This window comes from Streptomyces sp. NPDC087845 (genome assembly GCF_044742755.1).
GTDB lineage: Bacteria > Actinomycetota > Actinomycetes > Streptomycetales > Streptomycetaceae > Streptomyces.
The window spans coordinates 155,677-178,604 of sequence record NZ_JBIUVC010000014.1 but is presented as its reverse complement, the minus strand read 5'-3'; the positions used below and the strand labels follow the sequence as shown (position 1 = coordinate 178,604).

General features: G+C 69.4%; 17 protein-coding genes and 5 tRNA genes. 9 read left to right on the top strand and 13 right to left on the bottom strand.

Going from position 1 to position 22,928, the window contains the following annotated elements; genetic code table 11:
• Window positions 1–13 precede the first annotated feature (13 nt).
• Window positions 14–526 carry a DUF4188 domain-containing protein gene (locus ACIOMQ_RS30740; protein WP_362204123.1) on the bottom strand — a complete coding sequence of 171 codons (513 nt, stop codon included), beginning with the start codon at window positions 524–526 and terminating at the stop codon, window positions 14–16.
• Between the two features lie 92 nt (window positions 527–618).
• Between ACIOMQ_RS30740 and ACIOMQ_RS30735 the strand changes: the two genes are divergently transcribed.
• Complete coding sequence (locus ACIOMQ_RS30735; protein WP_401942192.1) at window positions 619–1,260, top strand: MerR family transcriptional regulator; 642 nt, start codon at window positions 619–621, stop codon at window positions 1,258–1,260.
• A 57-nt stretch (window positions 1,261–1,317) separates the two neighbouring features.
• On the opposite strand, the gene ACIOMQ_RS30730 is transcribed toward ACIOMQ_RS30735, so the two are convergent.
• The 12 genes from ACIOMQ_RS30730 to ACIOMQ_RS30675 form a co-directional block, all read right to left on the bottom strand.
• Window positions 1,318–1,390, bottom strand: a tRNA-Glu gene (locus ACIOMQ_RS30730).
• A gap of 24 nt (window positions 1,391–1,414) precedes the next feature.
• Window positions 1,415–1,486: transfer RNA gene (locus ACIOMQ_RS30725), tRNA-Gln, on the bottom strand.
• 12 nt (window positions 1,487–1,498) lie between these two features.
• Window positions 1,499–1,571, bottom strand: a tRNA-Glu gene (locus tag ACIOMQ_RS30720).
• A gap of 60 nt (window positions 1,572–1,631) precedes the next feature.
• Window positions 1,632–1,704, bottom strand: a tRNA-Glu gene (locus tag ACIOMQ_RS30715).
• Window positions 1,705–1,728: 24 nt separating this feature from the next.
• Window positions 1,729–1,800 (bottom strand) — tRNA-Gln (locus ACIOMQ_RS30710).
• Window positions 1,801–1,946: 146 nt separating this feature from the next.
• Window positions 1,947–2,642 (bottom strand): HAD family hydrolase, encoded by a 696-nt coding sequence (locus tag ACIOMQ_RS30705; RefSeq protein ID WP_362204004.1) that lies wholly within the window; start codon window positions 2,640–2,642, stop codon window positions 1,947–1,949.
• A gap of 18 nt (window positions 2,643–2,660) precedes the next feature.
• Window positions 2,661–6,317 (bottom strand): DEAD/DEAH box helicase family protein, encoded by a 3,657-nt coding sequence (locus ACIOMQ_RS30700; RefSeq protein ID WP_402191222.1) that lies wholly within the window; start codon window positions 6,315–6,317, stop codon window positions 2,661–2,663.
• Window positions 6,318–6,457: 140 nt separating this feature from the next.
• Window positions 6,458–7,630, bottom strand: coding sequence for a restriction endonuclease subunit S (locus ACIOMQ_RS30695; RefSeq protein WP_362203998.1), 1,173 nt, complete (start codon window positions 7,628–7,630; stop codon window positions 6,458–6,460).
• Window positions 7,627–9,147 (bottom strand): class I SAM-dependent DNA methyltransferase, encoded by a 1,521-nt coding sequence (locus ACIOMQ_RS30690; protein WP_362203995.1) that lies wholly within the window; start codon window positions 9,145–9,147, stop codon window positions 7,627–7,629. Before ACIOMQ_RS30690 ends, ACIOMQ_RS30695 begins: the two co-directional genes overlap by 4 nt.
• 124 nt (window positions 9,148–9,271) lie before the next feature.
• Window positions 9,272–10,783, bottom strand: coding sequence for a glutamate--tRNA ligase (gltX, locus tag ACIOMQ_RS30685; RefSeq protein WP_362203992.1), 1,512 nt, complete (start codon window positions 10,781–10,783; stop codon window positions 9,272–9,274).
• Window positions 10,776–11,552, bottom strand: a complete 777-nt coding sequence (locus ACIOMQ_RS30680; protein WP_402191219.1) for a fumarylacetoacetate hydrolase family protein — start codon at window positions 11,550–11,552, stop codon at window positions 10,776–10,778. Before ACIOMQ_RS30680 ends, gltX begins: the two co-directional genes overlap by 8 nt.
• Window positions 11,553–11,631: 79 nt before the next feature.
• Complete coding sequence (locus ACIOMQ_RS30675) at window positions 11,632–11,820, bottom strand: hypothetical protein (protein ID WP_401985191.1); 189 nt, start codon at window positions 11,818–11,820, stop codon at window positions 11,632–11,634.
• A 581-nt stretch (window positions 11,821–12,401) separates the two neighbouring features.
• Here ACIOMQ_RS30675 and ACIOMQ_RS30670 point away from each other — a divergent pair.
• From ACIOMQ_RS30670 to ACIOMQ_RS30635, 8 genes are all read left to right on the top strand, one after another.
• Window positions 12,402–16,166, top strand: a complete 3,765-nt coding sequence (locus tag ACIOMQ_RS30670; protein WP_402191216.1) for a nitrate- and nitrite sensing domain-containing protein — start codon at window positions 12,402–12,404, stop codon at window positions 16,164–16,166.
• Window positions 16,167–16,589 (top strand): roadblock/LC7 domain-containing protein, encoded by a 423-nt coding sequence (locus ACIOMQ_RS30665; protein ID WP_003966009.1) that lies wholly within the window; start codon window positions 16,167–16,169, stop codon window positions 16,587–16,589. It begins immediately after the preceding gene.
• Window positions 16,590–16,721: 132 nt separating this feature from the next.
• Complete coding sequence (locus ACIOMQ_RS30660) at window positions 16,722–17,129, top strand: DUF742 domain-containing protein (RefSeq protein WP_003966010.1); 408 nt, start codon at window positions 16,722–16,724, stop codon at window positions 17,127–17,129.
• On the top strand, window positions 17,110–17,691 hold the full coding sequence (locus ACIOMQ_RS30655; protein ID WP_072487286.1) for an ATP/GTP-binding protein: 582 nt from the start codon (window positions 17,110–17,112) through the stop codon (window positions 17,689–17,691). The genes ACIOMQ_RS30660 and ACIOMQ_RS30655 overlap by 20 nt, the downstream gene beginning before the upstream one ends.
• A gap of 347 nt (window positions 17,692–18,038) precedes the next feature.
• Entirely contained in the window at window positions 18,039–21,218 is a 3,180-nt protein-coding gene (locus ACIOMQ_RS30650) for a nitrate- and nitrite sensing domain-containing protein (protein ID WP_402191214.1), read from the top strand.
• Window positions 21,219–21,228: 10 nt separating this feature from the next.
• On the top strand, window positions 21,229–21,642 hold the full coding sequence (locus ACIOMQ_RS30645; RefSeq protein WP_073771622.1) for a roadblock/LC7 domain-containing protein: 414 nt from the start codon (window positions 21,229–21,231) through the stop codon (window positions 21,640–21,642).
• 89 nt (window positions 21,643–21,731) lie between these two features.
• Window positions 21,732–22,364, top strand: a complete 633-nt coding sequence (locus ACIOMQ_RS30640; RefSeq protein WP_401271698.1) for a DUF742 domain-containing protein — start codon at window positions 21,732–21,734, stop codon at window positions 22,362–22,364.
• Complete coding sequence (locus tag ACIOMQ_RS30635) at window positions 22,345–22,926, top strand: ATP/GTP-binding protein (protein WP_014048542.1); 582 nt, start codon at window positions 22,345–22,347, stop codon at window positions 22,924–22,926. Before ACIOMQ_RS30640 ends, ACIOMQ_RS30635 begins: the two co-directional genes overlap by 20 nt.
• Window positions 22,927–22,928 lie beyond the last annotated feature (2 nt).

Sequence of the window (22,928 nt, the reverse complement as noted above, 5' to 3'; positions counted from 1 at the left end):
ACTCCCCGCAGCGTCACGCCCCGGAACCCCGCCCCGCGGACGAGCGGTGCGCCAGACGGTCCGCGGCCCGGCGGCCCCGCCCCTCGATCGGCAGTACGCCGGTCACCGCGGCCAGCCCGTAGGGCGGCATGTCGGCGTAGATCGATTCGTAACCGCCCTCGGGCACCATGTATGTCTCGTGCCACAGCCCCACGTGCTGCCGGGACTTCTTCTCCTTGCGGTTGATCATCGCCCACGCCTTGCGGTGGAACATGTCGGGAGCGCTCGCGTACGCGTACAGCTTCTCCCTCGACTCCCAGTACTGGACGACGTAGTACGTCCGCGGCGAGCCGGACAGCAGGGTGTAGCCGAGCAGCCCGCGGCTTCTGTCCCTGCTCAACTCCCGCAGCATGCGCGGCATCGCGGCGAGCACGGGCAGCCAGTGGTGCACGCCCCGGAAGTGGTTGATGCGCATCCCGATCAGGAGAACGACCACCTCCCCCTCGGCCCCGGCGGTCGTCCGCCCCGGAATCGGCTTCGCGAACATGCCCATAGCCCGTTCCCTTCTTGGAGAGTGCCGCTATCCAATGATGGGATAGTGGCACTGCCCAAGGGGTGGTGCAAGGGAAGGCACGGAACATGCGACTCTCGGAACTGAGCGAGAAGAGCGGCGTCAAGACCGCGACGATCAAGTACTACCTGCGCGAAGGGCTGCTGCGGCCGGGCCACCGGGTCAGCGCGACGCAGGCCGAGTACGACGAGGGCCATCTGCGCCGGCTGCGCCTGGTGCGGGCGCTGATCCAGGTCGGCCGCCTCCCCGTGGCCACGGCACGCGAGGTCCTCTCCCAGGTCGACGACGAGTCCCTGGGGCGGACGATCCGCCTGGGCGCCGCACTGTGGGCGCTCCCGCACGGCCCGGACCCGGACGAGGAGGCCCCGGAGACGGCGGCCGCCCGCGAGGAGGTCGAGCGGCTCCTGGACCGGCTCGGCTGGGCGACCTCGCAGGAACTCGGCTCCCTGTCCCCCTCCCATCGCGCACTGGTGTCGTCGGTGGCGACCCTCATCCGCCTCGGCTGTCCCTGCGACGCCGAGTACCTGACCGAACAGGCCCGCCTCATGCTTCAAGTCGCCGTCCAGGACCTGGACATGATGGAGTCGTACCCCACGGAGGCGGAGCAGGTGGAGGCGGCGGTCGCGTCGGCCGTGCTCTACGAGCCGCTGCTGATGTCGCTGCGCAGGATGGCCCAGGAGGAGGAGTCGGCCCGGCGGTACGGACTCTGACGGGCACACAGAAAGGCCCTTCACCGAGGTGAAGGGCCTTTGCCTGCCGTGCTGTTGTACCCCCGACCGGATTCGAACCGGCGCTACTGCCGTGAGAGGGCAGCGTGCTAGGCCGCTACACAACGGGGGCTTGTTACTACAGTGCATCTCTGCGCTGGGCTACCAGGACTCGAACCTAGAATGACGGTACCAGAAACCGTAGTGTTGCCAATTACACCATAGCCCATGGTGTTACAAGTACCCCCGACCGGATTCGAACCGGCGCTACTGCCGTGAGAGGGCAGCGTGCTAGGCCGCTACACAACGGGGGCCCTAGCGATCCTGCATCGAGAGCGTGGGTGCGACCCAGATGATCTCGCGGGAAGGATCTGTACCCCCGACCGGATTCGAACCGGCGCTACTGCCGTGAGAGGGCAGCGTGCTAGGCCGCTACACAACGGGGGCTTGTTACTACAGTGCATCTCTGCGCTGGGCTACCAGGACTCGAACCTAGAATGACGGTACCAGAAACCGTAGTGTTGCCAATTACACCATAGCCCACCAAAACTCAACCCCCAGAAGGGGTTTTGTTCGGCTTGCGCTTCCCGGTCGGATCTTTCGTTCCGCTCGGGCGGCGCAGGAAGAACATTACCCGAAGGTGTCCGGCGCTCCAAAACGGGTATGGCCCGCGGGGCCTGTCCGGCGGATCAGGGTCGGGCGGGCCCCAGCAGGCCGGGCAGCTGATCGAGCCCGCTGATACGGACGAGCTCGGGCCGTCCGCCGCGGCCGCTCCGGTCCAGCCAGATCCCCGCCAGCCCCGCGGCCACGGCTCCGGCCGCGTCGATGTCCGGCTCGTCCCCCACGTACGCGACCTCCCGCGGATCCAGCGCCAACGCCTCGCAGGCGGCGTGGAAGGCGCCGGCCTCGGGTTTGGAGACGCCCAGTTCCACGGCGCACACCACGGCCTCGAACCGGTCCCGCACACCGAGCATGCGCAGCTTCCGGTCCTGGTTGTGGATGCTGGAGTTCGACAGCACCGCGTGGCGGAACCCGTCGGCCAGCAGGTCCAGAGCGGGCAGCACATCGGGAAAGAGCGACCAGGCGGTCTCGTAGTGGGCCGCGTGCCGGGCGAACCAGTCGTCGGCCTCGGTGTCGTCCAGCGCCCGTGCGACGAACTCCCGCACCCGGTCCCGGCGCTGACCCCAAAAGTCCGTCTCCCCGTCGGCGAACCGCGCCCAGTGCACATCGGTGAGCGCCCGCCACGCGACGAGGGCCTGCTCGACGGAGTCGTACCCGTCGGGCAGGCCCTCCTGTTCGAGGTGCTTGCTCATGCCGGCGCGGTCGGCGCCCGTGTAGTCGAAGATCGTGTCGTCGATGTCCCAGAGGACCGCGCGGATCGTCATGCGACCCAGCGTAGATACCTACGCGGCGGGTTCGCCGGGTTTCGCGGTGCTCCGCAGGCCGGTGAAGACGGTCCTCAGGTCGCGGATCTCCTCAGGGGTGAACAGGTCGTCCGGGCCACCGGGCGCCCGGTCGTGGAAGGGGCTGCCGACTTCGTACAGGTCGCCGAGGTCGAGCAGACCACGCTTCGTGACCACGTCGACGATCAGTGTGACGAAGTCCAGCCGGCCGGCGCTCAGCTGCCTGTCCGCGGTGAAGCTCTCGAACGCCTGCTGGGCCGCCTGCCTGTCCAGTCCGCACAGGCTGCGGACGAAGACACCGAGACCACCGGTCGCACGGACCGCTTCGAGGTCTTCGGGCGAGGCGACCGCCTCGGCGAGAAAGATCTCTTCGAGGCCGGCCAGGTCCTCACCGGTGATCTGCTGGTTGCGGCGCAGCTTGTGGACGGCCGGCTGGTCATCGTGGCGCAGCAGGTAGGCGCGGGCCTTCTGCCGGAAGCGCTGTTCGTCGGTTCCGGTCGGGACACCGCGGATCTCCGCCTCGGTGATCTCACCGAACTCGTCCTCGAAGTCGGTGAAGACGACCTTGCGCTTGGCCGGGTTGTCGACGAGCCGCGCCAGGGCGCGCAGCCTGCGGCGCATCTCCTCCAGCATCGGCAGGGTGGCGTCCTGCCACCACGCGTCCCCCGCGACGGCTTCGAGCAGCTCGGCCTGTTCCGCCACGGCGCGGATGTTCCGCTTGGTCAGCAGGGACTCGCCGATTGCCTGGACCCGGCCCCGCAGCAGTGCGAACTCCCTGCGGCCTTCGAGGGCCGCGAGCTGGAGGCCGTACACGAGGAGGTCGAACCGTCTGGCCTCCTCGCCGTTCTCGGTCTCGTCCGGCCGTTGGGCGCTGGGCAGGGGGAGCAGACGCTCGCGGATCACGGCCTCCGCGTCGTCGTCGATGCGGTGCCAGTTCGTGAAGTCGCTGTATGTCTCCACCTCGCGGCGGTGGGGCCGGACCAGGAAGTTGTCCGGGTTCATCGCGGTGACGTTCTCGTGCAGTCGGTGGGCGAACGCCCACCGGGCCTCGGCCTCGGTGGCGATCGCGTCCGGCCCGGCGTCCCGGTTCGGGTCGGGCTGCCGGCGGCGGTCGAGAGCACGGATCAGGTCGAGCTGCCGTTGCAGAAGCCTCTCGGCGAGGGGTGTGCTCCTGCGGCCCTCGGCCCGGTCCAGCTCGCTGTTGAAGAAGTCGATGTTGCCGCAGAAGTCGAAGACGTGGAAGTTCTGCTTGTTGTGGTCCGGGGCGGTCGCGTCGGGACCGTACAGCTTCTCGCGCAGGCGGGTGCCGCGGCCGATCATCTGCCAGAACTTGGTCTTGGAGAAGACCGGCTTGGCGAAGACGAGGTTCACGACCTCGGGCACATCGATGCCGGTGTCGAGCATGTCGACCGAGAGGGCGATGTCGGGTGCGTCCGGCGGGTTCTTCGGGTTGGAGAATGCGTCGATCAGGGACTGGGCGTACGTCTCCTGGCAAGTGATGACGCGCGCGGTGCGGCCAGCTCCCTGCGGGTAGTTCGCGTTGTAGCGCTCTTCGATGAAGCGGGCGTGTTCGTTGTTCTTGGCGAAGATGATCGTCTTGCCGAGCCGGTCGCCGCCCTCGACCCGGTGGCCCCGGGTGACGAGGACCTCCAGCATCTTGTCGACGGTGTCCGCGTTGAACAGGTACGTGTCCAGTTCGTGGCGGCTGACGGCGTCGGGAACCTGGCCGTCCTCCGTCCATTCCTTGGCGTCCCACTCGGCCTTCTCGTCCTCGGAGAGGTCCGCGTACCTGATCCCGCGCTCCATGAACTTCAGCGGCACCTTGACCGCCTTGGGCGGCACCAGGTACCCCTCCCCCACCGCCTCGTCGAGGCCGTAGGAGTCGGTGGGGACGCCGTCCTCCAGCTGGAAGAGCTTGTAGGTGTTGCGGTCGATGTCGTCCTTGGGGGTCGCCGTCAGGCCCAGCAGGAGCGCGTCGAAGTAGCGGAAGATCTCGCCGTACTTGTCGTAGACCGAGCGGTGCGCCTCGTCGATGACGATCAGGTCGAAGTAGCCGGGGCCGAAGCGGCGGCGGCCTGCGGCGTCGGTGACGTCGATCTGCTTCATCATCGTCTGGTAGGTGGAGACGAAGACGTGTGCCGCGGCGTCCTTGTCGTCGAGCAGGCTCGCCACCGGGGTCTGCGGCAAGTGCTCCCGGAACGCCTTCCTGGCCTGGGTGACCAGGGCCTGGCGGTCGGCGAGGAACAGCACGCGCTGCACCCACCCGGCCTTCTTCAGCTGGTCGACGAGGGCCACGGTGGTACGGGTCTTGCCCGTACCGGTCGCCATGACGAGGAGCGCCTGACGCCGGCGGTCGCGCTCGTAGGCCTCCCCCACGCGCGCTATCGCCCGCAGCTGGTACGGGCGGCCCGCGATCTTCTCGTTGACCGGGGTCGTGGTGAGGGAGAGGCGGCAGGCGCGCTGCCTGATGTGCCAGTGGAGCTGGTCGTGGGTGAGGAAGCCCTGGACCGGGCGGGGCGGGTAGCCGAGCCCGTCGTCCCACAGGTATGTCTCGTAGCCGTTGGTGTAGAAGATCACCGGGCGGCGGTCGAACTCCGCCTCCAGCGCGTCGGCGTACAGCTTGGCCTGCTGGTGGCCGTCGCGCGCGTCGCGGCGGGTGCGCTTGGCCTCGACCACGGCGAGGGGCTTGCCGTCGGCGCCCCACAGCACGTAGTCGGCGTACCCCTTGCCGGAGGCGGTCGGCATGCCGGTGACCGGGTGCTCGGCGGTGAGCTTGCGCGCGGTCTCGCCGTCCGGCGCGGCCGGATCCCAGCCGGCCTCCCTGAGGAGGAGGTCTATGAACGTGTCGCGGGTCGCGGCCTCGTCGTAGTCGTGGGTGTCGCGGACCCGCTGGTTGGCGGCCTTGGCGGCGGCGACCTGCGCCTGGAGCTCGGTGAGCCGCTGGGCGAGGGCGTCGCTCCGCTCGCGGGCGGCCCTGAGCTCGTCGGCCTGCCGCTGGTACCGCCTCTGGTCGTCCTCGGCCTGCTTGCGCAGCTCGGCCTGGTTCGTGGGACGGGCCTCGGGCGAGAGGGGCCGCGGGATGGCGGCGGTGTCGAACGCCATGCCCGCGGCGGGCAGCTCGTGGTTCTCGCCGGTATAGGTGCGGGCGAACCAGTAGAGGGAGTGGAACAGCTCGCGCAGGCCGGCGACGGCGGTCTGCGCGGGCACGGGCGCCTGCTTGTGGACGGCGTGGTTCCCCTGGCGCCGGACGATGTCCATCTTGGCGCCCACGGTGGGCCCGACGAGCGTCTGGAACGACGGCTCGTGCAGCATCGCGTTCAGGTCCCTCTTGTCCGGCGCCCGGAGCGAGCTGTCCCGGTCGTACATCCAGTGCGCGGCGAGCTCGATCGCGCGACGGGCGTAGAAGCAGGCGGCGCGGGGGTCGCTGTACGTGAACCGCTCGGCGCGGGTGGCCTCCTCGTGGAGGGCGGGCCACTCGGCCAGCAGGAAGCCGAAGTTCCCGGCGGGGCGGGGGACGTCGCGTGCGGCGGATGCGGGCGGCGGGCGGTGGCCGGGAGGGGGGCCGGGGGTGGGGCGGGGCGGTCGGAGGCGGCCGGGTCGGCTCGTGTGCTCGTCACCGTCGTGGCCGGTGCGGTCGGTTCCCTGGTTGCTGCCCATGGCGATGGCGCCCCTCTCCCCTTGGTGCGATGTCGCTGTCGCGTGCGCGATGTACGTCGTGCGGCAAACGCCGGCCGCGCCCGGGACTCCCCGGACCGGGCGCGGCCGACGCCCGGATCATGCGGTGGTGGCGCGGTTCGCTACGGTTGTGCCGGTTCGTGCTCCCAGAGCTGCCCCGTGAAGGCACGCTGCTGAAGCGAGGCGAAGAGTTCGTCGAGGCGGGCGAGGTGGACGTGGTGCGCGTCCCGTGTACGCCTGGTCTCCCGAAGACGCCGGTCGAACGTGTCCTGCATGTCCCGCGGGGGGACCGGAATCCGCAGGGACCGCACGTCGTCGAAGTTGAGACCGGCTTTCACCGCCTGCCGGTTCCTTCCCAGGATCTGGCGCTGCCCGGCCGGGCTCGAAATGTACTCAGCGAGAAAGTTCGGGTTCAACGACGGCGCCCGCAGGATCGCGAGGTGCTGGTTGATGTGCGCGTCCCCCAGCTCTTCGGGGACCACCGCGACCCGTCCCAGGTCGGCCGTGATGCTCAGGAGCACGTCACCCGCCCGGACCCGGGTCCGCTCGGCCTCCTTGGTCTGCGGCGGGGTCACGTACGCGATGTCGTCCAGCAGGAGTTCGCCGCCGCGTACGTTCTGAATCCGCAGGAACAGCACGCGTGGATCATCGGTGTAATACTTCGCCCACCCCCGTGAACCGCTGGTCAGGAAATCCAGGGCATCACCCAGCGGCCTGGTAGGCCAATTCTCCAGGATGTCGGACGGGCCGCCGAACATGTCGAGGAAAACGGAGCCGGCCAGGTCGGCGAGGAGGGCGGCGGCCTGGCGACGGCGCGCGCGCAGAGCATCCACCTGGTCGAGAACCGCGGCGATACGGCGCTGCTCGGCGGGCGGAGGCAGGGGGATCTCGATGTCCCTCAGCGCCTTCACGGAGAGGTGTTTCACCGTGACGAACGGTGTGGCGTCCTCAATGGCCTTGAGCGCCGACGGCAGGAATCTCACGAGATACCCGGCATCGAGCCGGTCGGACACGCTCTCGACCTTGCAGACCCGCTGGTTCAGCAGTGCCTTGCCCCCGCGCCAACGAGCCAGCGAGAACTCCCCGTCCATTCCGATCAGATAGTCACCGTCGGACACAATGAATTTGGGATCGTATTCGCCGCTGTAGTAGGTGTCCGAACGACCGGCCTTGACATCGCGAATCCTTACGATCGGAAGCCCTTCGCCCTCCGTATTGAAAAAGGCGGACTTGAAGGCGAACCCGGAAAGGAAAGATACGTGCTCACCGAGCCGAGCAGTTGCGGGGAGTGTCACCCGAGCATCCCCCTGAGCTCCTCCGTGCCCTGGGCGATCTCCTTTTCGATGAGCTCCAGGTCGGCCAGAATCTCCAGCGGGGCCCGCGTCTCGATCCGGTCGTGGACGATTTCCTTGTAGCGGGTCAGGCTCAGGTCATATCCCTGGCCCGCGACTTCCGCCTTCGAGACGCAGAAGCTCTGTTCCGTCCTCGCCCGGCTGCGCTCCGAGCCGTCGCGCTCGATCCACCGCGCCAGGACATCGGGGAGGTTGTTCTTCGCGTGCTCGGCCGCCGTCAGGGGACCGCCCGTCGGGCGGACGCCCAGGCGGTCCTCCGGCAGGAGTTCGTTGCGCTTGTCGTCGAGGCTCAGCCCGTCGGCCCTGACGTCGTAGAACCAGACGTCCTCCGTGCCCCCGCTGTCCGTGCGGGTGAAGAAGAGAATCGCCGTCGAGACTCCGGCGTACGGCTTGAACACGCCGCTCGGAAGCTTCACCACCGCCTGGAGCTGCTGTTCCTCCACCAGCATTCTGCGCAGCTCCTTGTGAGCCTTGGACGAGCCGAACAGGACACCGTCCGGGACGATGACCGCCGCCCGGCCACCGGGCTTGAGGAGGCGCAGGAACAGAGCCAGAAAGAGGAGTTCCGTCTTCCTCGTCTTGATGACCGCCTGCAGGTCCTTCGCCGTCGACTCGTAGTCGAGGCTGCCCGCGAAGGGGGGGTTGGCAAGGATCAGGGAGTACTTCTCGGACTCGCCCGCCGCCGACTCCGCGAGGGAGTCGCGGTAGCGGATGTCCGGGTTCTCCACACCGTGCAGGAGCATGTTCATCGAGCCGATGCGGAGCATGGTGCTGTCGAAGTCGAAGCCGTGGAACATCGACTCGTTGAAGTGCTTGCGCTGCTCGGCGCCCAGCAGCGCGTCCGCGTGGGTCCGCTTGACGTACGACGACGTCTGGACGAGGAACCCCGCCGTACCGCACGCCGGGTCGCAGATCTCGTCACCGGGGCCGGGCCGGGTCATCTCGACCATCAGGTCGATGATGTGCCGGGGTGTGCGGAACTGGCCGTTCTGGCCGGCGGAGGCGATCTTGGCGAGCAGGTACTCGTAGATGTCGCCCTTGGTGTCGCTGGACTCCATCGAGATCTCGTCGAGGAGGTCGACGACCTTCGCCAGCAGGTTCGCGCTCGGGATCGTGAAGCGCGCGTCCTTCATGTGGTGCGCGTACGTCGACTCGTTGCCGCCCATGCGGCGCAGGTACGGGAAGACGCCCTCGGCGACCAGCCCGTACATGATCTCGGGATCCCTGACCTTGAAGTTCTGCCAGCGCAGATCCTGCTGCTCGCGGGTGAAGAACGGGGCGGGGTCGGGTGTGCCCGTGGCGTTCGCCCTGCGGTCCTTGACCGTCTGGAGCTCGTCCAGCCGCTTGACGAAGAGCAGGTAGGTGATCTGCTCCATCACTTCCAGCGGGTTGGAGATACCACCCGACCAGAACGCGTCCCAGACGCGCCCCACCGTGCTCTTCAGTTCGCCAGTAATCACCCTGCGAGCTTACTTCCGCCCACCGACAGCGGGGGTCGCGCGGTGCAGCCGGCCCCGGCTGTACCGGGCGGCGGAGGCCGGGGCTCCCCCGTGGAATCCCCGGCCTCCGCTCCGCCCGCGGCGGCTACGCGGCCAGCTTGGCCAGTGCCGCGTCGACGCGGGCCAGGGTCTTCTCGCGGCCCAGGATCTCCAGGGACTCGAAGAGAGGCAGGCCGATCGTGCGGCCGGTGACGGCCACGCGGACCGGGGCCTGGGCCTTGCCGAGCTTCAGTCCGTGCTCCTCGCCCGCGGTGAGGATGGCGTTCTTCAGGGCGTCCGCGTTCCACTCGGCGTCGGCCAGCTTGGCGCGGGCCGTGACGAGCAGGGCGTCGGAGCCCTCCTTCATCGCCTTGGCCCAGGACGCCTCGTCCGTCGCCGGCTCGTCGAGGAAGAGGAAGTCGACGTTGGCGGTGATGTCCGAGAGGACCGTGACGCGGGTCTGGGCGTGCGGGGCGATCGCCGCGAACCGGTCGGCGTCGAAGGACTCCGGGGCCCACGGGGCGAACGGGGCCTTCAGCCAGGGGCCGCACGCCTCGGTGAAGGTCTTCACGTCGAGCTTGCGGATGTGCTCGGCGTTGATGTGCTCGCACTTCTTCAGGTCGAAGCGCGCCGGGTTGGCGTTGACGTCCTTGATGTCGAACGCGGCCACCATCTCCTCGATGGAGAAGATGTCGCGGTCCTCGGCGATCGACCAGCCGAGCAGGGAGAGGTAGTTGAGCAGCCCCTCGGGCAGGAAGCCGCGCTCGCGGTAGAGGTTGAGCGAGGCCTGCGGGTCGCGCTTGGAGAGCTTCTTGTTGCCCTCGCCCATGACGTACGGGAGGTGGCCGAAGGCGGGGGTGCCCTTGGCGATGCCCAGCTCGATGAGCGCCTTGTAGAGGGCGAGCTGACGCGGGGTGGAGGAGAGCAGGTCCTCGCCGCGCAGGACGTGGGTGATCTCCATCAGCGCGTCGTCGACCGGGTTGACCAGCGTGTAGAGCGGGGCGCCGTTGGCACGGACGATGCCGTAGTCCGGCACGTTCTCCGGCTGGAAGGTCAGCTCGCCGCGGACCAGGTCGGTGAAGGTGAGCGCCTCGTCGGGCATCCGGAAGCGGACGATGGAGGTGCGGCCCTCGTTCTCGTACGCGGCGGTCTGCTCGGCCGTGAGGTCGCGGCAGTGGCCGTCGTAGCCGGACGGCTTGCCGGCGGCGCGGGCGGCGTCGCGGCGGGAGTCGAGCTCCTCGGTGGTGCAGTAGCAGTGGTACGCGTACCCGCCGGCGAGGAGCTTCTCGGCGACGTCCCGGTAGATGTCCATGCGCTGCGACTGGCGGTACGGGGCGTGCGGGCCGCCGACCTCGGGGCCCTCGTCCCAGTCGAAGCCGAGCCAGCGCATCGACTCCAGGAGCTGGTTGTAGGAGTCCTCGGAGTCGCGGGCGGCGTCGGTGTCCTCGATGCGGAAGACCAGGGTGCCGCCGTGGTGCCGGGCGAAGGCCCAGTTGAAGAGTGCGGTGCGGACCAGGCCCACGTGGGGGTTGCCGGTCGGGGAGGGACAGAACCGTACGCGGGGGGTCGCCCCCTGGCCGAGCGGGGCCGGGAGCTTGGGGGAGGATGCGTTAACCACGCTTGATCACCTTGTTGGTGAGAGTGCCGATGCCTTCGATGGTGACGGCGACCTCGTCGCCGACATGGAGGGGTCCGACCCCTGCGGGAGTGCCGGTGAGGATCACATCGCCCGGGAGCAGCGTCATGGCTTCCGTGATGTGGACGACCAGATCCTCGATCGAGCGAATCATTTCGCTCGTACGGCCCAGTTGGCGTTGCTCGCCGTTGACCGTGGCCTGAATGGTCAGGTCGCCGGGGTCGAGGTCGGTCTCCACCCACGGGCCGAGCGGGCAGGACGTGTCGAAGCCCTTGGCCCGGGCCCACTGCTTCTCGCGCTTCTGGGCGTCGCGGGCGGTGACGTCATTGGCGCAGGTGTAGCCGAAGATGACGTCCTTCACGCGCTCACGCGGCACTTCGCGGCACATGCGGCCGATGACCACGGCCAGTTCGGCCTCGTGGTGCAGCTCGTGGGAGAAGGAGGGGTACTCGATGGCGTCGCCGGAGCCGATCACCGAGGTGGTGGGCTTGAAGAAGGCGACGGGGACGTCCGGTACCTCGTTGCCGAGTTCCGCGGCGTGCTCCGCGTAGTTGCGGCCGATGGCCACGACCTTGTTGGGGAGCACGGGCGGCAGGAGGCGGACCTTGCTCAGCGGGACCTTGGTCCCGGAGAGCTCGAACTCGGCGTACGGGATGCCCTTGATGATGTCGAGGACGAGACCATCGGGCCCCTCGCCCTCGACGGCGCCGAAGGCGACATTGCCGTCGATGGAGAACCTGGCGATGCGCACGGGATGCTGTCGCCCCTCACTTGCTGGCTGGAAGACTGACGCTCCAGGCTAACGCGGGTGAGGGGGGACAACGCGCGCATTACTCCGGGGCCGCGGCGGTGACCGGGGCTTCCATGAGGATGGTGCGGCGGGGGTTGGCCGTCTGGGTGGGCAGGTCGACGGCGTGCTCCGGCAGCTCCGGCGTCCGCAGCTCGTCGGCGTCCCTGAGGTGCGCCAGCGTGGTGCGCCGGGGGTTGGCAATGTTGCGGAACATCATCGTCGTCTTCATCTGCCGTTCGGACCCTGTCGGTACGGGCGCCGCCCGGAGGGGCGCCGGTTGTCGGATTTGCCATCCCTGTAAAGCGTCAGGCTAAACATCCGATTCCCTTCGGAAGCCCGGATGAGACGGCGATCATCATGTGAGTTTGCTCACGACCGCGTCGACAATCGCCCCATTTCAGGCGCCCGAGCACCTCGACAGAAACGGACATTGCGGCACTGAATCAGCCATTCCGCTCCTGATCATGTCGACTGGGACACCCTTCACTCTCCGCCGATTCACCCGCAATGATCCACTTTGCCCATGAACACATTCCACGGCTTGTTACTCATTCATCACAACGCGTCACCCGGGTCACGGCCGGACACGGGGCCCTTGTTGGAGATCCGGCACTGTGCTGGAATTCCACGCACCGCCGCGGGTTTCAGGGCCGGCGCGCAGGGGCGCAACGCAGCGCCGAGTGGCGGCGGGAAGGGGAAGAGCGCCGGTCACTCACGACCACCATGGGGCGGACACAACGTCCCACGACGCCGACACCGTCCCACCCGTCTTCGCGCGGAGGGACGCCTGGTCCAGAGGTTGCGACGCTAGTGCAGGGACGTTTCAAGAGGGATGGCAGCGCTGCGGCGGAACAGGAGCCGCACGGTGGGACCGACCGCGGTTCCTCGCCCCAGCACGCCCAGAACCCCGGCCCGGCCCCGGCCGGCGACAGCGGCGACCGCGACCGGGCCCCCGGTGCCACGGCGTCCAGCAGCACCGACCCCATCTCGTCGCTCAAGCCCCGGGGCCCTGTCAGCACGGGCTCGCGGGTGGCACTGCGCAACTGGCGCATCAGCACGCGCCTGGTCTCCCTGCTCGCCCTTCCCGTGGTCGCCGCGACCACGCTGGGCGGCCTGCGGATCAACGACTCCATGAACGACATGCAGCAGCTGGACCACATGCAGCTGCTGACCAGGATGACCAAGCAGGCGACCACGCTCGCCCAGGCGCTCCAGGAGGAGCGCGACCGCTCGGCCGGTCCGCTGGCCAACGGGGCGAAGACCGACGACTTCAAGGTCACCGAGCCCCGCAAGAAGACCGACCGGGCGAAGACGGCCTTCCTCGACGCCACGAACTCGATCGGCGACCCCACCGGCGACGAGGCCCTCGAAGGCATCTACTCAAGCGTCCAGCAGATCGCCAGCCAGCTGACCGAGATCCGCGAGATCCGCAAGACGGCGTACACCAAGGACACCCCGAGTCTCCAGACCGTCGACCAGTACAGCCAGCTGATCACCTCGCTGCTGAGCCTCTCGCAGGACATGGCGCAGGCGACCAGCAACTCGGAGATGATCAAGCGGACCCGGGCGCTGGCGGCCTTCTCCTCCGCCAAGGAGTACGCCTCGGTCCAGCGGGCGATCATCGCCGCGGCGCTGCCCGCCGGCAACGACAAGCAGCCGCACCTCGACAAGAACGACCAGCAGTTCGGCCGCGCCGCGCTGCGCAAGGAGACCTCGGCACGCCGCTCCTTCGCCGCCGTCTACGCGGCCACCGGCAACAACGCCGAAGAGCTGACCGCCACGCTGGACGACGGCAACCCGGAGATCAAGGCCGCCAACACCTACGCGAAGAAGGTGCTGGACAGCCCCTCGGGCATGACCGGCACGGCGCGGCGTTCGTACCTGGACTGGTACGACCAGAGCTCCACCAAGATCCAGGCGATGAAGACCATCGAGGAGACCCTCCTCGGCGACATGGAGGGCAAGGCCCGCGAGCTCCGCGACGAGTCGAAGCGCGAAGCGATCATCAGCGGTGCGCTCATCCTGCTGGTGCTCGGTGTCTCGCTGGTCGGTGCCTTCGTCGTCGCCCGGTCGATGATCCGCTCGCTGCGGCGGCTCCAGGACACGGCTACGCGCGTTGCGCAGGACCGGCTGCCCGAGCTCGTCAAGCAGCTCTCCGAGGCCGACCCGCAGGACGTCGACACCTCGGTGGAGTCGGTCGGTGTGCACTCCCGGGACGAGATCGGCCAGGTGGCCGCGGCCTTCGACGACGTGCACCGCGAGGCGGTCCGCCTCGCCGCCGAGCAGGCCCTCCTGCGGGGCAACGTCAACGCGATGTTCACCAACCTCTCGCGCCGCAGCCAGGGCCTCATCCAGCGTCAGCTGTCGCTCATCTCCGAACTGGAGTCGCGCGAGGCCGACCCGGACCAGCTGTCCTCGCTCTTCAAGCTCGACCACCTCGCGACCCGTATGCGCCGCAACGGCGAGAACCTCCTCGTCCTCGCGGGCGAGGAGCCGGGCCGCCGGTGGACCCGCCCCGTCCCGCTGGTCGACGTGCTGCGCGCCGCCGCCTCCGAGGTGGAGCAGTACGAGCGCATCGAACTGGCCGCGGTGCCCGCCACCGAGGTCGCGGGCCGGGTCGTCAACGACCTCGTGCACCTGCTCGCCGAGCTGCTGGAGAACGCCACGTCGTTCTCCTCGCCGCAGACGAAGGTCCGGGTCACCGGTCACGCGCTGCCCGACGGGCGGGTGCTGGTCGAGATCCACGACACCGGTATCGGCCTCTCCCCCGAGGACCTCGCGGCGATCAACGAGCGGCTCGCCTCGCCGCCCACCGTGGACGTCTCGGTCTCCCGGCGCATGGGTCTGTTCGTGGTCGGCCGGCTGTCCCTGCGTCACGGCATCCGGATCCAGCTGCGGCCCTCCGACTCCGGCGGTACGACCGCGCTGGTCATGCTGCCCGTGGATGTCGCGCACGGCAACAAGCAGCCGGTCCCCAAGCAGGGGCCGGGACAGCAGCCCGCCCCCGGTGGTCTGCTCGGCGGTGCCGGTGGTACGGGACCGGGCAACGGCTCCCGTCCCGGCCTCGGCGGCACCCCGGCGGCCCCGGCCGGCCGGCTCGCCCCGAGCCCGGCCGCCGGGCGTGGTCAGGTCGGGGCCGGCTCGGGCCCGCGCGCCGCACTGCCCTCGCGCGACGGCGGACCCCGCCGGCCGCAGAACCAGCCGGGCCAGCAGAACGCCGGTTTCCCACCCGCCGGGCCGGTCGACGCCGGCCACCAGGACAACCCGCGCCAGGAGCCGCAGCGGCACGGCGGCGGTCTCGCCGGGGCATTCGGCAACGGTGCCCGGCTCGGTGCGCGCGGCCAGGGCGACGGAGCGGGCCGTACGGACTCGGGCCGTCCCGACCTGTTCGGCCAGAACCGCCAGGACCAGAACCAGAACCAGGACTGGAACGAGCAGGGCCGCGACGACCAGCAGGGACGGGCGAACGGCCCGGCTCCGTGGGGGGCTCCGCAGCCGCAGCAGGCCCGGCAGAACCCGGCCGGCCAGGGCGGCTTCCCGCAGGCCGGCGGCCCGGCCGAGCCCGGTCGCCAGCTGCCCCCGGTCGGCGGTCCGCGTGCCGAGCTGCCCGGTGGCAACCCGCAGCCGCAGCGCTCGCAGACCACCAGCTGGGGCGCCGACGAGCCGTCCGCACCGCGGCGTACCCCGCTGGACGCCCCGCGCGGCCACGAGGAGCCCGAGACCACCGGCCAGTTCCAGCGTCCGATGGGCCCGCCGTTCGCGCAGCGGCCGCCCATGGACGACCGGCAGGGTCCCGGCTCCACCGCCGAGTTCGCCCGCCCGGACTTCTCGGCTCCGGCCCCGCAGGCGCAGTCCCCGCAGGGGCAGTCCCCGCTGGACCGGTCGTCGCAGGACCCGGCGAGCACCGCGCAGTTCGCCCGCCCCGACTTCGGACAGCCGCAGGACCAGGGGCTGCCGGCGCCGCGTCAGCGCGACGGCGGCAACGGGGACTTCGGTGCCCCGCGTCCGCCCGCCGCGCCCAGCGGTGACGGGCAGTACCGTCCGGTCCTGCCGCCGCAGCCGCAGCCCGAGGCGCTGCCGCCGGCGGCCGGCCCCGGGGACGGTCGTACGCCGCTGTACGACACCCTGGAGACGAACTGGTTCCACGGCCCGCAGCAGGGCGGCCAGCAGCCGCCCGCCGAGCCGCAGGCGCCCGCGTTCCCCGAGCAGTCGGCCCAGGAGCGTCCCGCTCCCGCGGCGCCGCGCCGCGGCGGGGGCGATCCGGGCTCCACCACAAGTTCCTGGCGCCCCTCGCCGAACGACGAACTCGTACGGCAGGCGGAGCGGGTCAAGAAGCCCGCGGCAGGCGGAGTCACCACCTCCGGACTGCCTCGCCGGGTACCTCGCGCCAACCTGGTACCGGGCACCGCCCAGCAGCAGAACCACCAGTCCGGTCCTCAGGTGTCGCGTGCGCCCGACGATGTGCGCGGGCGGTTGACCAATCTCCGCCGGGGCATCCAACAGGGGCGGCAGGCCAACAACGGCCAGTCGACCGGCAGTTTTCCACTCGGCCCCACTCACCAGCAGGAGCGTTAGTTGAGCCCGATGAGTCAGGCCGCGCAGAATCTGAACTGGTTGATCACCAACTTCGTGGACAACACCCCCGGGGTGTCGCACACGGTGGTGGTCTCCGCCGACGGACTCCTGCTGGCCATGTCCGAAGGTTTCCCGCGTGACCGCGCCGACCAGCTGGCGGCCGTCGCCTCCGGTCTGACCTCGCTGACCGCGGGCGCCTCCCGGATCTTCGAAGGCGGCGCCGTCAGCCAGACCGTGGTGGAGATGGAACGCGGGTTCCTCTTCCTGATGTCCATCTCGGACGGCTCCTCGCTGGCCGTACTCGCCCACCCGGACGCCGACATCGGTCTGGTCGGGTACGAAATGGCCCTCCTGGTCGACCGGGCGGGCACCGTCCTCACCCCGGACCTCCGCGCCGAGCTCCAAGGCAGCCTGCTCCACTAGGCGGCCACGGATCGATGACAGACTCCATAGCCCCAGGAAACGCCCTCATCCCTCGCCCGTCGGGCCGCTCAGAGCCCCACCGGCCCCGTTCAGACGGCAAGCCGACACCCTGCTGTCACGCCCGGAGGATTCATGACCCCGCCACCCGCCTCACCCGATCCGTACGGCGCACTGCACCACGCGTCGTACGACGGTGAAGGCGACCAGCCGCTGGTCCGTCCGTATGCCATGACCGGCGGCCGGACCCGGCCCCGCTACCAGCTCGCGATAGAGGCGCTGGTCTCGACCACGGCCGACCCGGCGCATCTGGGGACGCTGCTCCCCGAGCACCAGCGGATCTGCCACCTCTGCCGTGAGGTCAAGTCGGTGGCCGAGGTCTCGGCGCTGCTGTCGATGCCGCTCGGTGTGGCCCGGATTCTCGTCGCGGACCTGGCGGAAGCCGGCATGGTGGCCATCCACCAGCCGGGCAATGGAGAGGCCGGCGGCGCGCCGGATGTGACACTGCTCGAAAGGGTGCTCAGTGGACTTCGCAAGCTCTAGTGGCGGTGCTGCCCGGGCCACCACCTCGGCGAAGATCGTGGTGGCAGGGGGCTTCGGCGTGGGCAAGACCACGTTCGTCGGTGCCGTCTCGGAGATCAACCCGTTGCGTACGGAAGCCGTGATGACGTCCGCGTCCGCGGGCATCGACGACCTGACGCACACCGGCGGCAAGACGACGACCACCGTCGCGATGGACTTCGGTCGCATCACCCTGGACCAGGACCTGATCCTGTACCTCTTCGGTACGCCCGGACAGGACCGCTTCTGGTTCATGTGGGACGACCTGGTCCGCGGCGCCATCGGCGCCGTCGTCCTCGTCGACACCCGCCGCCTCGCCGACTGCTTCCCCGCCGTCGACTACTTCGAGAACAGCGGCCTCCCCTTCGTCATCGCCCTCAACGGCTTCGACGGACACCAGCCCTACACCCCCGACGAAGTCCGCGAAGCCCTCCAGATCGGCCCCGACACCCCGATCATCACGACGGACGCCCGGCACCGGGCGGACGCCAAGAGCGGCCTCATCACGCTCGTGGAGCACGCGCTGATGGCACGGCTGAAGTAAGCACAAGTCTGTATTGACATACGGCAGTTGCCGTAACCAAACGGGGGCGGGCTGTGTCCTTTGACACGATCCGCCCCCGTATTCATAACGTTTCGACAGAGAATTGCCCTGCGTTCAGCACCCGATGCGTTCAATCGGTGCCGCTGTGCTCACGTGAGCCCCGCCTTTTGACGGGGCTCGTTCTTTATGCCCGTTTTATCTGAGGCCTGGACCACTCGGAATGGCTGGTTCCGACTGTTTGGAACGCGACCGGTCCCCGTGCTGGAATTCGATGAACTCCGGAGTAGTACGGCCCTGAACGAAACACGGCACAGCGTAGGTGCCGACGCCGAGAGGTTGTTGGTCGAGTGAGGCGAAGCAACGAGGGCTCCGCGGCGCGGTCGGAGCGGGGCAACTTCACCCCGCCGCCGCGCGCCGCGGCGTCTCCTGCCGCCGTGTCCGAAGCGGCGAAGTCCGGAGGCAGCACCAGTCGACTGGCCCCGCGCAACTGGCGGGTGCCCACCCGGCTGAACGCGATCCTCCTGATCCCGGTACTGGTCGGCCTGGTGATGGGCGGCTTCCAGGTGAAGGGGTCGATCGACACCTGGCGGGAGGCGCAGGACGCCGAGAAGACCGCGCTGATCGTGCGCGCGGCCTCCGCGTACGGCCAGGCGCTCCTCGATGAGCGCGACCTCACCGCTCAGCCCCTGCTGTCGAACAAGCGGGACGCCGCCGCCGTCGACCGGGTCCGGGCCACCACCGACGCCGCCGCGGCCGAGTTCGACAAGGCCGTGAAGGACCTGCCGCGCAAGCAGGGCCTGGAACGGCGTCTTCAGCTGTTCCGGCTGGAGGAGCCCAGACTGCCCGAGCTGCGCAAGGCCGCCTACGCCGAGGCCATGGACCCGGTGAAGACGGAAGAGGGCTATGTCCAGGTGCAGCACTCCCTGATGGAGTTCTGCAACGAGCTGGGTCTGGGCACCGGCAACATCACCAGCTACGGCCGTACGGTCTACGCAATCGAGCTCGCCAAGGCTGCAGAATCGCTTCAGCGCTCCATCGGCATGCACCTGCTGGTGCGTCCGAGCCAGGAGAACGCCAAGTTCGACGCCCAGGTCAAGGCCTTCGGCTCGTACAACTACCTGGAGCAGATCGCGCTCGGCGAGTTCCTCTCCGGCGGTACGGAGGCCGACGCGGCCCGGCTGAGGCAGGTCATGGCCGCGAAGTCGGCCGAGGGCACGAAGAAGCTGAAGAAGGCCAGGGAGCAGGCCGACGCCGCGGGGGTCCCGTTCGTCGCGCCGCCCAGTGTCGACGGCTCGGTCTTCGACGGCATGGCCCAGCAGATCGGGCAGGGACAGTCCCCCCGGAAGCTGGCCGCCAAGGGCATCACGCCCGAGAGCTGGATGGCCGCCGCCACCGCCAAGTTCGACGGCTACACCACGGTCGAGAACGAACTCGTCGACAAGGCCGTGACCGAGGCCGCGGACATCTCGTCCGGCGCCAGGAAAGACGCCTTCGTCAACGCCGCCGTCGTGATCGTGGCCCTGCTGGCCGCCTTCGTCCTGGCCGGGCTGATGGCCCGGCAGATGAGCCGCTCGATGCGCCATCTGCGCACCGCCGCTTTCGGGATCGCCGAGCAGCAGCTGCCGATGCTGGTCGACCAGCTCTCCCGGACCGATCCGGGCCGGATCGACACCCGCGTCCAGCCGATCCCGATCGACAGCCGCGACGAGATCGGCGAGGTCGCCCGCGCCTTCGACCAGGTCCATCGCGAGGCGGTGCGGCTGGCGGCCGAGCAGGCCATGCTGCGGGGCAACGTCAACGCCATCTTCACCAATCTGTCGCGTCGCAACCAGTCGCTGATCGAGGGCCAGCTGAGCCTCATCACCGCCCTGGAGAACAACGAGGCCGACCCGGACCAGCTGGAGAGCCTTTTCCGGCTGGATCATCTGGCCACCCGTATGCGGCGCAATGGCGAGAACCTCCTCGTGCTGGCCGGCGAGGAGCCGGGCAGCCGCTGGAACCAGCCGGTACCGCTGGTCGACGTGTTGCGGGCCGCCGCCTCCGAGGTGGAGTCGTACGAGCGCATCGAACTGTCCGGGGTGCCGGAGACCGAGATCCACGGCCAGTCCGTCACCGACCTCGTGCATCTGCTGGCCGAGCTGCTGGAGAACGCCACCACGTTCTCCTCGCCGCAGACCAGGGTGCGGGTCACGGCGACCCGGCTGCCCGACAGCCGCGTGATGATCGAGATCCACGACAAGGGCATCGGTCTCACCGCGGAGGACTTCGCCGACATCAACCACAGGCTGGCCAACCCGCCGACCGTGGACGCCGCGGTGTCGCAGCGGATGGGTCTCTTCGTCGTCGGCCGCCTCGCCGACCGGCACGGCATCCGGGTCCAGCTGCGGCCCTCGGGCGAGCAGGCCGGCACCACCTCGCTGGTCATGCTGCCGGACGCCATCACCCACGGTGGCGGCGGCGAACCGGCCTCCGCGCAGGACGACTTCACCGTCTCCTCGATCATTCCGCAGCAGCAGAGCTTCGAACAACCGGCGCCCCAGCCGCAGTTGCGCACGGCGGCGGAGCTCGGCTTCGACGACTCGCGCTACGAGCAGCCGTCGGCGGACGCCGCGCAGCTGGACCCGGTGGGCCGGTCGCTGATGCGCGGGGAGCGCCGGGCCACGCTGGAGGCGCAGACGACGGGTGAGCACCCCCGGTTCGCGCCGGATCCGTACGCCGGGGACCAGGCGGCCGACAGCCCGTACGCCGGGAACGGGTACGCCCAGGAGCCGCGGCAGGAGCAGTACGAACAGGCTCCGTACGAGGGCGACTACGCCCCCTACGGTGGTGGCGCGGGCTTCGCCGAGCCGTCCGGCCACACCCCGCAGAATGGCTATGCGGAGGCGGCATATGCGGCTGGCGAGAACGCGCAGCCGTCGTACGAGGAGCAGTTCACCCCCCAGCCCCACCAGGACGAGTGGGCAAATCAGGGCACGTACCAGGAAGCGTACGAGCCGTCGGCGCAGATCGAAGCGGAATCTGCTCCGAGCACCCCCGCCGAGCCGCAGGAACGCGTAGGCTTCGACCGTCCGGGGCCCACCCCGAACTCCGGCCACGAGCTGACCGAAGCCGGTCTGCCGCGCCGGGGCGGTCAGCAGCACTGGCAGCCCACCGGTCGCGGGAACAACGGGCCCGCAGCCGCGCGACAGCAGCCGCAGCAGCAGGAGGAACTGCCGCAGCGGCAGCCGTCGGCGCGACAGGACGGGAACGGCTCCGACGACTGGCGTTCGACGAACGACGAGCGCTGGGAGCGGGCCGAGAAGCTCCGGGAGCCGAAGGCGGGCGGGGTCACCCCGTCCGGGCTTCCCCGGCGGGTGCCCAAGGCCAATCTGGTCGAGGGTACGGCGGAGCAGACGCTGCAGGGCGGCCCTCAGGTCTCCCGCGCCCCCGAGGACGTCCGCGGCAGGTTGAGCAACCTGCGGCGCGGCGTACTGCGGGGACGTAACGCGGGTTCGGACACAAGTAATACCTACAACCAGGAGCGTTAGTGTGAGCCCGATGAGCCAGGCGGCGCAGAATCTGAACTGGTTGATCACCAACTTCGTGGACAACACCCCCGGGGTGTCGCACACGGTGGTGGTCTCCGCCGACGGACTCCTGCTGGCCATGTCCGAAGGATTTCCGCGTGACCGAGCCGACCAGCTGGCGGCCGTCGCCTCCGGTCTGACCTCGCTGACCGCAGGCGCCTCCCGGATCTTCGAGGGCGGCGCCGTGAACCAGACCGTGGTGGAGATGGAACGCGGATTCCTCTTCATCATGTCCATCTCCGACGGATCCTCGCTGGCCGTGCTCGCCCACCCGGACGCCGACATCGGTCTGGTCGGGTACGAAATGGCCCTTCTTGTCGACCGCGCGGGCGGCGTCCTCACCCCGGACCTCCGCGCCGAACTTCAGGGAAGTCTTCTTAACTAGTAGACAGACAGTGCGTTTCGCGCCACCGCGCCTTAAAGTGCGGTGGCGCGGACCCACTGGGATCGGGACCGGCAGGCGGAGGAGGAATCGTGACAACACCCCCAGACGGACACCGGCACAACGGTGGCCAGAACGTACCGGGTGAGCACGGGGACAACCGGTTCAACTTCCCCTCGGCACCAAGCGGGCAGGGCGCGCAGCAGCCCTACCAGCCCTATCAGCAGCCGCAGCGGCCGTATCACCAGCCGCAGCAGCCGCAGGGCGCCCAGCAGGGCTCCGGGTGGCCTCCGCAGCGGCCGCACCGCTACGAACCGCCCCAGTCGCCCCGCATCCAGCCCGTGCAGCCGCGGCAGGCCCCCGAGCCGGTCGAGCCGGCCGCGCACAATCCGCTGGTCCGTCCGTACGCCATGACCGGCGGCCGGACGCGACCGCGCTACCAACTCGCCATTGAGGCGTTGGTCAGTACCACGGCCGATCCGTCCCGGTTGCAAGGGCAGTTGCCCGAGCACCAGCGGATCTGCCGGCTGTGCTTCGAGATCAAGTCGGTCGCCGAGATTTCGGCACTGCTCTCGATCCCGCTCGGCGTTGCCCGGATCCTCGTAGCCGACCTGGCAGAGGCCGGACTCGTCGCTATCCATCAGCCCGGCGGCGACGAGTCCGCCAGCGGCCAGCCAGATGTGACACTGCTCGAAAGGGTGCTCAGTGGACTTCGCAAGCTCTAGCGGCGGAGCGGCCCGCTCCACTACCTCGGCGAAGATCGTGGTGGCAGGGGGCTTCGGCGTGGGTAAGACCACGTTCGTCGGTGCCGTTTCGGAGATCAATCCGCTGCGCACCGAAGCCGTGATGACGTCCGCGTCCGCGGGCATCGACGACCTGACGCACACCGGGGACAAGACCACCACGACGGTGGCGATGGACTTCGGTCGCATCACCCTGGACCAGGACCTGATCCTGTACCTCTTCGGTACGCCCGGACAGGACCGCTTCTGGTTCATGTGGGACGACCTGGTCCGCGGCGCCATCGGCGCCGTCGTCCTCGTCGACACCCGCCGCCTCGCCGACTGCTTCCCCGCCGTCGACTACTTCGAGAACAGCGGCCTCCCCTTCGTCATCGCCCTCAACGGCTTCGACGGACACCAGCCCTACACCCCCGACGAAGTCCGCGAAGCCCTCCAGATCGGCCCCGACACCCCGATTCTCACCACGGACGCCCGGCACCGGGCGGACGCCAAGAGCGCGCTGATCACCCTCGTGGAGCACGCGCTGATGGCACGGCTGCGTTAGAG